At 69.4% G+C, this 13,837-nt stretch carries 15 protein-coding genes; 8 read left to right on the top strand and 7 right to left on the bottom strand.

Annotated features, from left to right (window positions below; genetic code table 11):
* Nucleotides 1–197 precede the first annotated feature (197 nt).
* The 3 genes from ilvD to BN996_RS04420 all read right to left on the bottom strand — a co-directional run bounded on the left by ilvD (nt 198) and on the right by BN996_RS04420 (nt 3,554).
* A complete protein-coding gene (gene ilvD / locus BN996_RS04430; RefSeq protein WP_089777367.1) occupies nt 198–1,952 on the bottom strand; it encodes a dihydroxy-acid dehydratase in 1,755 nt (584 codons plus the stop codon).
* A gap of 96 nt (nt 1,953–2,048) precedes the next feature.
* Entirely contained in the window at nt 2,049–2,663 is a 615-nt protein-coding gene (locus BN996_RS04425; protein WP_089777366.1) for a MogA/MoaB family molybdenum cofactor biosynthesis protein, read from the bottom strand.
* A gap of 87 nt (nt 2,664–2,750) precedes the next feature.
* Nucleotides 2,751–3,554 (bottom strand): helix-turn-helix transcriptional regulator, encoded by an 804-nt coding sequence (locus tag BN996_RS04420; protein ID WP_089777365.1) that lies wholly within the window; start codon nt 3,552–3,554, stop codon nt 2,751–2,753.
* Nucleotides 3,555–3,787: 233 nt separating this feature from the next.
* Here BN996_RS04420 and BN996_RS04415 point away from each other — a divergent pair, with 233 nt between their 5' ends.
* The 6 genes from BN996_RS04415 to BN996_RS04390 all read left to right on the top strand — a co-directional run bounded on the left by BN996_RS04415 (nt 3,788) and on the right by BN996_RS04390 (nt 8,939).
* A complete protein-coding gene (locus BN996_RS04415; protein WP_089777364.1) occupies nt 3,788–4,828 on the top strand; it encodes a zinc-binding dehydrogenase in 1,041 nt (346 codons plus the stop codon).
* The gene (locus BN996_RS04410) at nt 4,818–5,138 is read left to right on the top strand and encodes a DUF7977 family protein (RefSeq protein WP_007275266.1); all 321 of its coding nucleotides are present in this window, start codon (nt 4,818–4,820) and stop codon (nt 5,136–5,138) included. Before BN996_RS04415 ends, BN996_RS04410 begins: the two co-directional genes overlap by 11 nt.
* 214 nt (nt 5,139–5,352) lie before the next feature.
* Nucleotides 5,353–5,751: a DUF5802 family protein gene (locus tag BN996_RS04405; RefSeq protein ID WP_007275267.1), complete on the top strand. Its 399-nt coding sequence runs from the start codon at nt 5,353–5,355 to the stop codon at nt 5,749–5,751.
* 104 nt (nt 5,752–5,855) lie between these two features.
* Nucleotides 5,856–6,749 (top strand): Vms1/Ankzf1 family peptidyl-tRNA hydrolase, encoded by an 894-nt coding sequence (locus BN996_RS04400; protein WP_089777363.1) that lies wholly within the window; start codon nt 5,856–5,858, stop codon nt 6,747–6,749.
* Between the two features lie 126 nt (nt 6,750–6,875).
* A complete protein-coding gene (locus tag BN996_RS04395) occupies nt 6,876–7,901 on the top strand; it encodes an N-acetyltransferase DgcN family protein (RefSeq protein WP_089777362.1) in 1,026 nt (341 codons plus the stop codon).
* The gene (locus BN996_RS04390) at nt 7,902–8,939 is read left to right on the top strand and encodes a dipeptide epimerase (protein ID WP_089777361.1); all 1,038 of its coding nucleotides are present in this window, start codon (nt 7,902–7,904) and stop codon (nt 8,937–8,939) included.
* A gap of 33 nt (nt 8,940–8,972) precedes the next feature.
* Here BN996_RS04390 and BN996_RS04385 read toward each other — a convergent pair whose 3' ends face one another.
* Entirely contained in the window at nt 8,973–10,058 is a 1,086-nt protein-coding gene (locus tag BN996_RS04385; RefSeq protein WP_089777360.1) for a DUF7972 family membrane protein, read from the bottom strand.
* A gap of 55 nt (nt 10,059–10,113) precedes the next feature.
* Nucleotides 10,114–10,950 (bottom strand): PspA/IM30 family protein, encoded by an 837-nt coding sequence (locus tag BN996_RS04380; RefSeq protein ID WP_089777359.1) that lies wholly within the window; start codon nt 10,948–10,950, stop codon nt 10,114–10,116.
* Nucleotides 10,951–11,004: 54 nt separating this feature from the next.
* Here BN996_RS04380 and BN996_RS04375 point away from each other — a divergent pair, with 54 nt between their 5' ends.
* Nucleotides 11,005–11,634: a dienelactone hydrolase family protein gene (locus BN996_RS04375; RefSeq protein ID WP_089777358.1), complete on the top strand. Its 630-nt coding sequence runs from the start codon at nt 11,005–11,007 to the stop codon at nt 11,632–11,634.
* A gap of 122 nt (nt 11,635–11,756) precedes the next feature.
* Entirely contained in the window at nt 11,757–12,842 is a 1,086-nt protein-coding gene (locus tag BN996_RS04370) for a DUF8127 domain-containing protein (RefSeq protein WP_089779823.1), read from the top strand.
* Nucleotides 12,843–12,896: 54 nt separating this feature from the next.
* Here BN996_RS04370 and BN996_RS04365 read toward each other — a convergent pair whose 3' ends face one another.
* Both BN996_RS04365 and BN996_RS04360 read right to left on the bottom strand, forming a co-directional pair.
* Nucleotides 12,897–13,226 carry a transcription factor S gene (locus BN996_RS04365; RefSeq protein ID WP_004042747.1) on the bottom strand — a complete coding sequence of 110 codons (330 nt, stop codon included), beginning with the start codon at nt 13,224–13,226 and terminating at the stop codon, nt 12,897–12,899.
* A 47-nt stretch (nt 13,227–13,273) separates the two neighbouring features.
* Nucleotides 13,274–13,822, bottom strand: coding sequence for a DUF8135 domain-containing protein (locus BN996_RS04360; RefSeq protein ID WP_089777357.1), 549 nt, complete (start codon nt 13,820–13,822; stop codon nt 13,274–13,276).
* Between the last annotated feature and the right edge of the window lie 15 nt (nt 13,823–13,837).

The following is a 13,837-nucleotide window of genomic DNA, read 5'->3' as shown; positions in this document are numbered from 1 at the left end:
ACGGTTCGACCGTCGTCAGTACGGGTGTGGACGCGTGCGCTGGAGCGGTGCCACTTCGCGGGGCGGGGCGACGTCACGGACGCCCCGCGGAGAAGTAACTCGGGGACACGACTCATGTAAACCCGCTTTCAGCACAGACAGTAATGAGTGTTGTCACATCGAACGGGCGGTGGACCCCCGGCGGAGGGGACGGTCGCCTATTCGTCGCGCGTGAGCGCCGGGTTCGTCACCGCGCCGTTCGCGGCGGAGCCGAAGTCGCGGGCGTACTTCGCCAGCACGCCGGAGGTGTACGCCGGCGGCTTGGGTTCCCAGTCTTCTTTCCGCGCTTCGAGTTCCTTGTTTGTGAGGTCCACGGAGAGTTCGCGGTTCGGGATGTCGACGGTCACCTCGTCGCCGTCTTCGAGGAGGCCGATGGGGCCGCCCTCGGCCGCCTCGGGGGCGACGTGGCCGACCATCGGGCCGCGCGTCGCGCCGGAGAACCGACCGTCGGTGAGAAGCGCCACGTCGTCCTCGTGGCCCTGTCCGACGACGGCGGCGGTGACGCCGAGCATCTCGCGCATGCCGGGGCCGCCGCGGGGGCCCTCGTTGCGGATGGCGATGACGTCGCCCTCCTCGATGTGGCCCTCCTGCACGTAGCGCATCGCGTCCTCCTCGTTCTCGAAGACGCGGGCGGGGCCGGTGTGGTGGAAGGCGTCGTCGCCGGTCACCTTCAGGACCGCGCCATCGGGCGCGAGGTTGCCGGTGAGAATCTTGATTGCGCCCTCGTCCTGATACGGCTCGTCGACCGTGTAGAGGAAGTCCGCTTCGAGGTCGTCGTCGTCCGGGAGGTCGAGGTGGTCGAGCTCCTCGGCGATGGTGCGGCCGGTGACGGTCATGGCGTCGCCGTGGAACAGGCCGGCCTCGACGAGGCGGCGGATGACGACCGGGATGCCGCCGATTTCGTGGAGGTCGTTCATGACGCGCGTGCCGCCGGGCTGGAGGTTGGCGATTTTCGGCGTGCGCCGGGAGATCTCGTTGAACTCCTCGATATCGAGGTCGACGCCGGCCTCGGCGGCCAGCGCGAGCAGGTGGAGCACGGCGTTGGTCGACCCGCCGGTGGCGACCTGCAGGGTGATGGCGTTCTCGAAGGACTTCTTCGTGAGGATGTCGGAGGGGCGGCGGTCGTTTTCGACGCAGTCGAGGACGACCTCGCCGGCGCGGCGGGCGTTCTCGTAGCGCTCGTCGGACTCGGCCGGCGCGGAGGCCGACCCGAGGGGGGCCATCCCAAGCGCCTCGGAGATGGAGGCCATCGTGTTGGCGGTGAACATCCCGCCGCAGGAGCCCGCGCCGGGGCAGGCGTGGCGTTCGAGGTCGTCGAGTTCGTCGGCGCTCATGTCGCCTTCGGCGTAGGTGCCGACGCCCTCGAAGACGTTCTGGACGGTCACCTCGCGGCCCTCGTGCTGGCCGGGCATGATGGAGCCGCCGTAGAGGAAGACGGAGGGGAGGTCCGTCCGGATGGAGGCCATCATCATCCCGGGGAGGTTCTTGTCGCAGCCGGCGACGGTGACGAGCGCGTCCATGCGCTCGCCGAAGGAGACGAGTTCGACGGAGTCGGCGATGACCTCGCGGGAGATGAGCGAGGCCTTCATGCCCTCGGTCCCCATCGAGATGGCGTCCGAGATGGTGACGGTCCCGAACTCGATGGGCATCCCGCCCGCGGCGTCGATGCCCTCGATGGCGGCGTCGGCGACGTCGTCGAGGTGGACGTTACACGGGGTGATGTCGGCGGCGGGGTTCGGCACGCCGACCATCGGCGACGAGAAGTCCTCGTCGTCGAAGCCCATGGCGCGGAACATCGCACGGTGCGGGGCCTTGTCTGGACCCTCAGTGACCTCCGTGCTGCGGAGGTTCGGGTCCTTGCCGCTGGAGAACACGTCGTCCGGGTCCTCCTCGCGGGGGGACTGCTGGCTCATACCTCATCGGAGCGTGTGCGCGAACTTAAATGGCCGCGACTGGGCAGACGTTGCAGTCGGATTCGTCCGACGACCCGCAGTTCTGAGGGCGTTTTCCTACTCCGCGTCGCGCCGCGCCAGTCCGGTGAGATGCGGCGCTTCCGGGACGATTATCTCCGCGGTCCCGAGTCGGGCGGCGTTCTCGCTCCCCGGCAGACAGAACGTCGGCATCCCGTCGACGATACCCGCGGTCGCGCGGGTGCCGACGACCTTGGTCCCGATCTCATCGTACGAGAGCCGCCGGAACAGCTCGCCGAACCCCGGAAGCGTCTTCCCGAACAACTGCGCCGTCGCCTCGACGGTGCGGTCGTCGGGCGTGACGCCCGTCCCGCCGGTCGTGACCGTCACGTCGACGTCGCCGCGGTCGGCCATCCGCGAGACCGCGGTCTGAATCTCGTCGTAGTCGTCGTCGACGACCCGGCGGACCGACACCGAGTGGCCCGCCTCGTGGAGCAGTTCGGCTATCGCGTCGCCCGCGGGGTCGTCGTCGACGTCGCGGGTCGACGAAATCGTCAGCACCGCCGCTTCGAGGTCGTCGACGTCGTGGTGGTGATGGTCGTCGCCTCCGTGGTCGTGGTCGTCGTGGCCGTGGTGGTGACCGCCGTCGCCGTCGTCGCGTCGATGGCCGTCGTCTCCGGCTCCGTGTCGCTCACCGTGGTCGTGGTCGCTCACGGCCGCGGCTTCGTCGGCGTGCGATAAAGTTCCCGCGTCGTCTCGGCGCTCGCGGCGGCCGGCCGACTCGCCGGCGACCAGTGGAGTTCACTCGCCCTCCGGAGCCCCGTCGAGCGAGTCGAGCGTCAGGCGTTCGGCGCGTTCGCGGAGCGTTTCGAACTGCTCTGTGGCCCACTCGACGGCGGCTTCGGTGTCGTTGCGCGCGACCCCGCCGACGCCGGTGTCGGTGTAGACGACGACGCCCGCCTCCGACTCGGTCGCCCAGAGGCCGAAGCGGAACGGGACTTCGCCCCGGTAGAGCGTCACCGACTCGTGTCGGAGCTGTTCGATGATGACCTCGCGCGAGTCCGGCGTGGCGGCGAGTCGGTCGAACAGCTCGTCGGCGATAATCATCTCGACGACCGTCCCGCCCTCGGTGGCGGTCTCGTAGAAGGGCCGAAGCTGACCGACGAGCGCGACCGGGGCGACGCCGTAGACGCGCTCCGCGCTCTCGACGCTCGAAAACAGCTCCCGAATCGCGCTGTCCGGGATGTCCGGCGTCGACGTGTGAACCGACGCGCCCGCCAAGAACGCCGGGTCGAGCGGCGCGTCGGTCGGGAGCATCGAAAGGAGGTCCTGCGCCGCCTTGACGCCGCGGAGCGAGTCGAGGCACTCGTCGTACGCGCCGAGCGCGCACCGACCGACACAGGTCAGCCGATACAGGCCGTCGGCGCGCTCGACGAGGCCGGCGTCGAGCAGGTCGCGGACGACGCGGTCGACCGTCGAACGCGAGGCGTCGAGGTCATCGGCGAGTCCGCGCTTGTCTCGCGGTCGCTCCGCGAGCGCCCGGACGAACGACGACCGCCTCACGAGGAGGCGCGAAAGCTGTGCTGAAGTCTCGTCTCGAATCACGTACCTGATATTCCTTCCAACGAGTCGGACGCCTGTCGACCGCCCCTGTACGGGCCGCCGGTAGATGTCGGCGACCGTGACTGTCGGGCTCGACTGTGTTGGGAACCCTGTGTCGTATATATCTTCGCACCGATATGATTTGAATCCACGAGGTTCGTCAGCTGTCGAACAAGAGGAAAGACGATTGGCGTAAACCCACACTTTAGTTCCTGCCCATCCTCGGTCGGGTCGAGATGAAAGCGGTCCAATTCACGGAACACGGCGACCGAGACGTCCTCGAATACGGCGACTTCCCGGACCCGGAAGTCGGTCCCGACGAGGTCCTCGTCGACGTGAAGGCGGCCTCGCTCAACCACCTCGACATCTGGACGCGGCGGGGGCTCCCGGGCGTCGAGTTGGAGATGCCGCACATCCCCGGAAGCGACATGGCCGGCGTCGTCACCGAGGTCGGCGAGCGCGTGAGCCGGTTCGAGGCGGGCGACCGCGTGGCGCTCATCGCGGGCGTCGCCGGCGGCGGCGACGAGTTCTCCCGGAAGGGCGACCCGACGCTCGCGCCGGACTTCCACATCATCGGCGAGCACGTCCGCGGCGTCCACGCCGAGTTCGCGGCGATTCCCGAGGAGAACCTCGTGCCCGTCCCCGAGGGCGTGCCGTGGGAGGTCGCCGGCTCCGCGTCGCTCGTCTTCCAGACCGCGTGGCGGATGCTCGTCGACCGCGGCGAACTCCGCCCCGGCGAGAAGGCGCTCGTCCTCGGCGCGTCCGGCGGCGTCGGCCACGCGGCCGTCCAAATCGCCGACTACGCGGGCGCTGAAGTGTACGCCACCGCCTCCACCGACGAGAAACTGGAGTACGCCAAGGAGTGCGGCGCGGACCACGTCATCAACTACGAGGAAGACGACTTCTCGAAGGAGATTCGCAAACTGACCGACGGCCGCGGCGTCGACATGGTCGTCGACCACATCGGCGAGGCCACCTACAAGCAGTCGCTCAAGAGCCTCGTCAAGGGCGGCCGCGTCGTCACCTGCGGGGCGACCACCGGCCCCGACCCGGGCGCGGGCCTCAACTACATCTTCTGGAACCAGCTCTCGGTCATCGGCTCGACGATGGCGACGCCCGGCGAGGCCGACGAGGTGCTCGACCTCGTCTGGGACGGCACCTTCGAACCCCGCATCCGCGAGACGCTCCCGATGAGCGAAATCGACCGCGCGCACGAGCTCATCGAGGAGCGACAGGGCTTTGGCAAGGTGGTCGTAATCCCCGATAGTGAGCTCTGACACCACGGCTCGGGACGGCGCGACCGCCGAGTCAGACACCTACGTCCACCGGCCGGACGGCCCCGCGGTCGGCGGCGACGGCTCGGAGCCGGAAGCGACCGGCTTCGGGAGCCGCGGCTGGGTGCTCGTCGGCGTCGTCGCGCTCTGTTTCCTCGTCGTCCCCGGCGCGGTGTACCTCGTGCCGTCGCTCCCGGCGATGGCCGGCCTGCCGTACCTCGCGGCCATGCTGGCCCTGCCGATGCTCCCGGCGCTCGCGCTCGGCCTCGTCGCCGTCTGGTCGATGACCGCGGCGACCCGCGGCGACGACTGAACCGTCCGTAACCGAACTTCGACCCGCCGAGACCGCTCCCTCGAAGCGAGCGAGACGCCCGCCCGTTTTCACGACCGATTCTCTCGCGCCCGAGCCGCGCTCTCGTCTGCCGGTCTCGACTCCCGTCCCCGGTTCTCGACGGTGGAATTGCGTGTCGATATAAATGGTTCCGACAAGGCTTATCTCCGTTCGTGGTTGACATTCACACGCACAGATGTTCGAACGCTTCTCCAGCAGTTACTTCCTCGGCCGGTTGTACGTCGAGCCGTACGACGGGACCGAGGCGGCGATTCACCGAACGGAACACGAGCGACTCAACGAGTGCGTCTACACGGACGGTAGCGGCGTCGAGCGAGTCGACTACCCGCTCGTGATGAAACTCGACACGGCCCATTTCCCGGTCGTCGGCGACGACGGCGTCCCCTCGGGGACGCTCGCGCTCCCCCGAGACGCCGTCGACTCCGACGCGCTTCCGGACGACCGGCCGGTGCTTCTCGCCGACGCCCCGCGGGCCGCCGAGTTGCTCCGGTACGCCGGCTACGACCCGGACGACCTCGCGCCCGGCGGACCCGGCGGCTCCGGCCCCGACCGACCCGACGACAGGCTGGCCTGAGTCGCGCCGCCGTCGCGCGGGCGGAACGCCCACCAATCGCCTCGTCCCCGCTCGCCGCGCCTCGCGTCCGAACGCTCAAGTGGTCGGCCCGCACGCGTCCGTGTATGCTGGACGAGTTGTTGGGTCGAGCCGAACTCAAAGCGCGCATCGCCGAGTTGGAAGACGAACGCGACGCGTTAGCCGGGCGTCTGGAGGGCGAGTCCGAGCGCCGGGCGGAGGCGGCCCGCGCGCGGCAGGAAGCCGAGAAGGAGGTCAACCGCCTCGAAGACCGCATCACCGAACTCGAAGACCGCGTCGAGCGCCTCTCGGGCGACGACGACTCCCTCGAGTTCCGCGGGACCGAGGACCTCCGCGGCGACCGCCTCCGCGAGGTGCTGTCCCGCCTCGATTCGTTTTCGACCGACGCGGAGGGCGCGCTCACCGCCGCCGTCTCCGACGACCGCTCGCTCCCCGCGGCCGCGCCCTGCGTCGCGCTCACCGACGACGCCGGACTGGTGAGCGTCGCGCTCTCGCCGCCGCGCCAACCCGACGACTTCGACCGCTGGAGCGACGGCTTCGACCTCGACCCGGCGTGGCTCCACCCGACCGAGACCACGGTGGTCGCGCTCGTCCGCGGCGACCTGTTCGCCCTCGGTCGCTACGAGGACGGCGACCTCGAATTCGTCGAGGGCTTCGAGAGCGACGTGAAGTCCGCCCACTCGAAAGGCGGGTTCTCGCAGGCGCGCTTCGAGCGCATCCGCGAGGGCCAAATCGACGACCACCTCGACCGCTGTCACGAGGCGCTCGACGAGTTCCTCGACGGCGACGCCGACGCAGGCTCGGGCGCGGAAACAGCCGGCGACGACGCCGACCTCGTCGTCCTCGGCGAGCGAACCGTCCTCGGCGAGTTCCGCGACCGCGCCGCGCTCACCGCCACCGTGGACGCCAGCGGCGACCCCGAGGCGGCGCTCGCCGAGGCGTCCAGAGAGTTCTGGACCACGCGGCTCTACCGGCTCTGAGCCGCCGGCGACGCCGCGGATGCGTTCCCGAGACGCCCCGGAGAGTCGCAGACGACTCGGCGGCGCGACCCGGCAGTCGCCGCCGAATCGTCCCACCTTTTAGGGTGGCACGTAGTGGCATCCAGTATGACCGACCCACAGCGAGTCGTCGTCCTCGCACACGAGAAGTTCCCCGACCGCGCGAAGACCGCCACGGGCGTCCTGAAGTACGCCGACTACGACGTGGTGGCCGTCCTCGACCGCGACAACCCCGGCACCTCCGCCGCCGACCACCGCCGCGACCTCCCCGACGTGCCCGTCGTCGCGTCGATGGCCGACGCGCCCGACGCCGACGCCCTCCTCGTCGGCATCTCGCCCATCGGCGGCGCGTTCGACGAGACGTGGCGCGACGACGTTCGCACCGCCCTCGAACGCGGCTGTGACCTCATCTCCGGGCTCCACTACTTCCTCGCCGAAGACGAGGAGTTCGCCCGCCTCGCCGACGAACACGGCTGTGACATCAACGACGTTCGCAAGCCCCGCGACGACCTCGGCGTCGCGCAGGGGAAGTCCGCCGACGTGGACGCCGAAGTCGTCCTCACCGTCGGCACCGACTGCTCGGTCGGCAAGATGACCGCGACGCTCGAACTCGTCGAGGCCGCCCGCGAGCGCGGCATCGACGCGGGCTTCATCCCGACCGGCCAGACCGGCATCATGATCGCCGGCTGGGGCAACCCCATAGACCGCGTCGTCAGCGACTTCACCGCCGGCGCGGTCGAGGAGATGATTCTGGAGAAGGGCGACGAACACGACGTGCTGTTCGTCGAGGGCCAGGGGAGCATCGTCCACCCTGCGTACTCCGCGGTCACCTGCGGCATCCTCCACGGGTCGATGGCCGACAAGCTCGTGCTCTGTCACGAGGCCACCCGCGAGGCGATTCACGGCTACGAGGAGTTCGCGCTCCCCGACCTCTCGGAGTACGTCTCGCTGTACGAGAACCTCGCCGACCCGGTCCACGAGGCCGACGTGGTCGCCGGGATGCTCAACACCTCCCACGTCGACGACGACGTGGAGGCCGCGGAGGCCGTCGACGCCTTCGCCGACGAACTCGGCGTCCCCGCGGTCGACCCCGTCCGCTTCGGCGCGGCCGACCTCGTCGACGAGGTGTTCTAGATGCTCGCGACCGAGTTCGAGCGCGTCTCGATGCCGCTCGCCGAGCCGTTCGGCATCGCCCGCGGCGTCCAGACCGAAGCCGAGAACGTCGTCGTCCGCGTCGAGGACGAAGGCGGCATGACGGGCGTCGGCGCGGCCGCCCCGTCGTCGCACTACGGCGAGACCGCCGACACCGTCGAGGCCGTGCTTCCCGACCTGCTCTCGGTGGTCGAGGAGGTCGGCGACGCCCACGCCATCGACCGCATCGAGCGCGAGATGGCCGAGACGGTCCGCCGCAACCCGGCCGCCCGAACCGCCGTGAGCATCGCGCTGCACGACCTCGCGGCCAAGCGCCTCGGCGTCCCGCTGTACCGCCTCTGGGGACTCGACCCCTCGCGGACGCCCACCTCGTCGTACACCGTCGGCCTCGCCGACCTCGACACGATGCGCGAGAAAACCAGAGAGGCCTACGAGGCCGGTTACGACGTGCTCAAGGTCAAACTCGGCACCGACCGCGACCGCGCCATCATCGAGGCCGTCCGCGACGAGGCCCCCGGCGCGACCGTCCGAGTCGACGCAAACGAGGCGTGGACGCCCCGCGAGGCCGTCGAGATGACCGAGTTCCTCGCCGACTTCGGCGTCGAGTTCGTCGAACAGCCGGTCCCCGCCGAGGACCGCGAGGGCCTGAAGTTCGTCTACGACCGCGGCGCGCTCCCCATCGCGGCCGACGAGTCCTGCGTCACGGCCGACGACATCCCGCACATCGCCGACCGCGTCGACATCGCGAACCTCAAGCTGATGAAGTGCGGCGGCCTCACCGAGGCGAAACGCGCCATCCACGCCGCCCGCGCCCACGGGCTGGAGGTCATGCTCGGCTGTATGATAGAGACGAACGCCGCCATCGCGGCGGGCTGTCACCTCGCGCCGCTCCTCGACTACGCCGACCTCGACGGCTCGCTCCTCCTCGCCGACGACCCCTACGAGGGCGTTCCGATGCCGAACGGCGGGATCGACCTCGACGCGCTCGACCGGCCCGGAACCGGCGCGGTCGAGACCTGAGACGCGTCGACCGTCGGCCGCGCGGCCGTCGGGTCACTCCCAGTCTAAGTCGTCTTCTCGCGTCTCGGAGCGCAGGACGAACGGGCCGATAGAGAGCGTCCGCTTGGCCACCGTGGCGATTCGGAGGACGTACGACCCGAGGACCGCGAAGGGCGTCAACGAGACGACGGTGATGAGCGCCACGACCCACAGGAGGTTGGCGACGCCGAGGGTGACACCGGGGACGCTCCCCGGGTTGTCGAGAAAGAGGACGGCGCAGAGGCTCGCCACGAGCGCCGGGATGGCGGTGTAGAACATCGCCCGCGAGAGGTCGACGAGCTCCCACCGGAAGTACAGCGTCTTGATGTGCTCGCGGGCGGGGCCGAATCGCTCCAGCGAGTCGACGAGGTCGGCGAGAGCGCGTTGCGTCTCGTCGGAGAGTTCGTCGCCCCCGGACTCCATGAGGCGTCGCGCCTGGTAAATCTTCCACGAGTAGTTGAGGTCGAGCGCCGCCGACAGCACCTCGAACGTCCCGAACTGCCGGCCGTCGAGTCTGTCGGCGACGCCGTCGGCGTTCTGTGCGACCTCGCCCGCGAACTCGCTGACGCGCGTCTGTGTGTCGTCGTTCGACACGTCGGCCTCCTCGGCCGAGTTCCCGTCGGTGGACGCGTCCACGGCGTCGGAGACGGCTCGGGCGCGGTTGCCGATACCGGAGGCGAGCGCCCGGAGGAACGCCGACGGCTCGGGCGGGGCCACCGGCGCGTCGAGCAGTTCTGCCACGTCGTCTCGGAACGCCAGTGCGCCCTCCATCCGGTCGCGCTGGTCGCCGAGCGGCCCGAGTTCGCGCGAGAGGACGAGTTGGTTGATGGTGACGACGAGCGTGACCCCCGTGACGATGGCCGTGAGGAGCCCCTGTCCGAGCGTCTCGACGGGGTCTTTGGAGGAGACGGACTCGGCGAGGGGGTTCGGGTCGAGAACGCCGAACACGACGATACTGACGAACAGGAGGGCGAGTGGGATGGTGGCGACGAGTCGTCGGTCCGCACGCAGATAGAGGTAGAGTTTCAGGCGGCTCGCCCGCCCGCGTTCCCTCATCGTGTCGCTCGGCTCGCCCGACGACCCACCGCTCTCGTTCCGCATGCGATTCGGTTCGGCGTCGACGCGGAAGGATGTGGCGGCCGGCGACGGTGACGGCTTACGACGACGACGACGACGATTCCTCTTCGTTCTTCAGCTCCTCCAGTTCGGCCTCGACCTCCTCGTCTGCGACCTCGGTCTCGACGTCCACGTCGGCGTCGGCCGCGCTCTCGCCTTCGGCGTCCGACGACCCGGACGACTTGCCCATCTCGGCTTTGAGCGTCTCCAGTTCGGTGTCGACCTCGGCGCTGGAGCGACCGGCTTCGAGCTCGCGCTCGATGGAGTCCTTGTCCGACAGCGCGTCGTCGAACGCGCCGGAGTCCATGAGCTCGTCCATCGCGGCCGAGCGGGCCTCCATCTCGTCGGTCTGCTCCTCGGCGCGTTCGAGCGCGCGCCCCACGTCGGCCATCTCGTCGCCGACGCCGGTCATCGCCTCGGAGACGCGGCTCGACGCCTCGGCGGCCTCGTAGCGGGCCTTCATCGTCTCCTTTTTCGTGCGGAACTCCTCGATGCGGCTCTGGAGTTCGTCCTTCTTGTTGACGAGTTGGTCCTGCGTCTCCTGCAGGCTGGCGATCTGCGTCTCCAACTCCTCGATTTGGCTCATCTTGGCCTGCTTCTTTTCGAGCGCCTTGCGGGCGAGGTCCTCGCGGTCCTGCTGGACCGCCTCGCGGGCCTGGTCGTTGTGCTTTTCGACGTTCTCTTCGAGGCGGCGCTTCTGTATCTCCAGTCGCTTCTTCTGGGTGGTCAGGTCGGCGATGCCCTGCTTGACCTGCTGTAGCTCGTCGCGCATCTTCTCGTAGGAGTAGTCGAGCGTCTCCGTCGGGTCCTCCGCACGGTTGAGGAGGGCGTTTATCTTCGACCGGATGACGTACGACGTGCGAGAGAGAATTCCCATACCCAATTACTACGCGACGTTCGGCTTAAAACCTCACCAGCGCAACCTGTCTCTATGACCGAGACGATTCTCGTCCCCGGGGGGCGCGACGTGCGAGCGACCCTCGACCGCGCCCGCGGGGACGCCAGCGACGACGCGGCGGCCCGACCCGATGCGGTCGTCGTCGCCTGTCCGCCCCATCCGCAACACCAAGGCCACCGCGGCGACGCCCGTCTCGTCGCCGTCAGCGACGCGCTCACCGCCCGCGGCGTCGACTGTCTCCGATTCGATTACGGCCCGTGGGACGACGGCTACGGCGAGCGCGCCGACACCCTCCGGGCGGTCGAGTGGGCCGCGGAACGCTACGACCGCGTGGGCCTGTTCGGCTTCTCGTTCGGCGGCGCGATGGCGCTCCTCGCGGCCGCCGAGGGCGCGGACGTCGACGCCGTCTCCGCGCCCGGCCGCGCCGCGCGACTCGCCGCCGACCTCGACGCGGCCGCCGCCTTCGACCGCGTCCCCGTGCCCGTGCAGGTCGTCTACGGCACCCGCGACGACGTCGCCGACTGGGAACCCGTCGTCGAGCGCGCCCGCGAGTACCGCCAACCCGTCGTCGAGTTCGCGGCCGACCACTTCTTCATCGGCCAAGAGGAGAAGGTCGCGGCCGCCGTCGCCGACTTCCTCCTCGCGAACCTCGGCGTCGAGTGAGAGCGGAGACGAGCGACGGGGTCGCCTCCGACGCCATCGACCCGCGCCGAAATGACGCGAGACGCACCGACCGCGACCGTTCGACCGAACGACACTTTTGGCTCGGCTCCGAAACCGGGCGTATGGTCCCCCGCAAACGACTCGCCGCCGTCGTCGCCCTCCTCCTCGTCGGCGTCGCGTTGAGCCAGTCGTTCGCCGTCGCAACCTCCACCTCGTCGCTCGAATCGACGTACGAAGCCGACCCGGTGACCGCCGACTCGCCGCCCGGCCTCGTCGCCCACTACGACCCCGACGTGGTCAACCTCGACGAGACGGTAAACGAGACGCCGCAACTCCGCGAACCGGTCGCCACCGCCGCCCGCACCGGCCGGTACGACGGCGACATCGAACCCGAGGCGTACATGACCCTCTCGGACGTGAACGAAGACGCCGAGTTCGCCGCTTACGACGGCCGGTACTACCGCCTCTCGCTGAACGTCTCTGGCGACCCGGTTCACGCGACCATCGAACTCGACCCGACCGACTGGGAGACCGTTTCCGCCGCGGTTTCGACGCCCGCCTCGAACGCCAGCGCCGACGTCCGCGAGGCCATCGACGGCGGCACCGTCACCAACAGTACGTTCGTCATGCCGGGGCTCTACGAGCGCGACGACGCGCACTACCTCGTCCACCCGGCGAACGAGGGCGAGATTCTGGGGAGCTTCCTCGCCATTATCGGCGGGTTCCTGTTCAACCCCATCGGCTGGGCGTACACCGTCGCGGGTCTCGGCCTCCTCGGTGCGTTCCGGATTCACCGACGCGCCCGCCCGCTGGACCGCCGAACCGCCGTACTGGTCGTTCCCGGCACGCTCGTCGCCATGTGGCTGGCGACGACGCTCACCAACACCGGGTCGCTCGGCATGCGCTACGTCCTCATCCCCGGTATCGGCGTCGTGACCGCCTTCGGCCTGTTCGCCGGCTTCTGCATCCGCCGCGGGTCGTGGAAGTCGCTCGTCGGCTGGAGCGTCGCGCTCGTCGCGGTCGTCGTCGCGGCCGACGCCGTCGCAATCGGCCTCGTCGGGACGATTTTCGGCGCGCTCGGCCTCGTCGTCGGCTGGTTCGGGAGCCTGTTGCTCGTTCCCTACGGCTACGCGCTCGCGAGCGATGCCGAAGAGGAAGTTGAGGACGGGCCGGGGGCGGTGACGGCCGCGGAGTTGGGTGAGGGGTGATTCGGCTCTCGGGACTTGGTGCGTGAGCGTTAAGACAGAGGGACAGTCAGTCTTTCAGTTGTACTCTCGCCACCGATACCCACATTCCTGACATTTAAAGAACCGCGTCGGTGGTTCGTCGGCCGACCCGGTCTGCTTGATGGTGTACCACGCTTTCGTGTGGCCGCAGTCGTCGCAGTGAACGTCCTTCGCGGTCGGCTTGCCCTCGAACTCCGCGCCCTCTTCGGTCTCGATGAGTTCGTCGCCCGACTGCGCCTCGGTGGAGACGAACTCCGCCGCGAGCTCCTCGTCGCGCTCGGCGGTCCCCCCGCAGTCGTCGTTCGTGCAGGTCATCGCGCCGTTCTGGCTCACCATCATCGAACCGCACTCGTCGCAGAACTGCATACCCGCCGGTAGCGGACCGAGGGCAAAGAAGCTGTCACTCCGCGGCGTCAGTCGTCTCGCTCGACCATCGGGCAGTTCCGCACCCGGAAGCGGTCGCTGTCTTCGAGTTCGACGATGGCCGTCCCCTCGTGGTGGCACGCGAGTTCCGGGGGTTCGCCGAAGTGCTCGCAGCGCTGGCAGAACTCGGCTTTGGGGACGACGTGGTCCGAAACGCTCTCGGTGGCGTCGACCGGGGTGGCCTCGGCACCGACGCCGACGGTCTCGGCCTCCGCGTCGTCGCCGCCCTCGACGAGCGAGGTCCACACGTCGTCGCGGTCGAGGTCGCCGACCTCGACCGACTCGAAGAGTTCGGTCACGTCGTCGCGCTGGTCGGTGACGCGCGAGCGGTTGCGGCGCTCGGCCACGCGCCCCGCGAGGTCCGAAAGCGGGGCCGAATCGGCGTCGCCGTTGCGTCCGCCGCGGTCCGCTTCCGGGGTGTTTTCGGCGTCGGACGCGCCGTCCGTCGGGTCGTCGCGCTCGGGCCGTTCACCGCGGTCGCCGAAGGTATACGGGTCGTCTCTCGCCGCGTCGTCCGTGGGGTCGTTGTCGTCGGTCATCGTCTTCGTGGGCTC

Source organism: Haloferax massiliensis (genome assembly GCF_001368915.1).
Taxonomy (GTDB): domain Archaea; phylum Halobacteriota; class Halobacteria; order Halobacteriales; family Haloferacaceae; genus Haloferax; species Haloferax massiliensis.
Note: the sequence above shows the minus strand (reverse complement) of the source record. Positions and strands in the feature narration are given on the sequence as shown.

Bases quoted from the DNA above. Each gene is read 5' to 3' on its own strand.
- BN996_RS04385 (WP_089777360.1), bottom strand. From the start codon at position 10,058: ATGCGGAACGAGAGCGGTGGGTCGTCGGGCGAGCCGAGCGACACGATG.
- BN996_RS04360 (WP_089777357.1), bottom strand. From the start codon at position 13,822: ATGACCGACGACAACGACCCCACGGACGACGCGGCGAGAGACGACCCG.
- BN996_RS04380 (WP_089777359.1), bottom strand. From the start codon at position 10,950: ATGGGAATTCTCTCTCGCACGTCGTACGTCATCCGGTCGAAGATAAAC.
- BN996_RS04365 (WP_004042747.1), bottom strand. From the start codon at position 13,226: ATGCAGTTCTGCGACGAGTGCGGTTCGATGATGGTGAGCCAGAACGGC.
- BN996_RS04415 (WP_089777364.1), top strand. From the start codon at position 3,788: ATGAAAGCGGTCCAATTCACGGAACACGGCGACCGAGACGTCCTCGAA.
- BN996_RS04370 (WP_089779823.1), top strand. From the start codon at position 11,757: ATGGTCCCCCGCAAACGACTCGCCGCCGTCGTCGCCCTCCTCCTCGTC.
- ilvD (WP_089777367.1), bottom strand. From the start codon at position 1,952: ATGAGCCAGCAGTCCCCCCGCGAGGAGGACCCGGACGACGTGTTCTCC.
- BN996_RS04375 (WP_089777358.1), top strand. From the start codon at position 11,005: ATGACCGAGACGATTCTCGTCCCCGGGGGGCGCGACGTGCGAGCGACC.
- BN996_RS04400 (WP_089777363.1), top strand. From the start codon at position 5,856: ATGCTGGACGAGTTGTTGGGTCGAGCCGAACTCAAAGCGCGCATCGCC.
- BN996_RS04390 (WP_089777361.1), top strand. From the start codon at position 7,902: ATGCTCGCGACCGAGTTCGAGCGCGTCTCGATGCCGCTCGCCGAGCCG.
- BN996_RS04395 (WP_089777362.1), top strand. From the start codon at position 6,876: ATGACCGACCCACAGCGAGTCGTCGTCCTCGCACACGAGAAGTTCCCC.
- BN996_RS04405 (WP_007275267.1), top strand. From the start codon at position 5,353: ATGTTCGAACGCTTCTCCAGCAGTTACTTCCTCGGCCGGTTGTACGTC.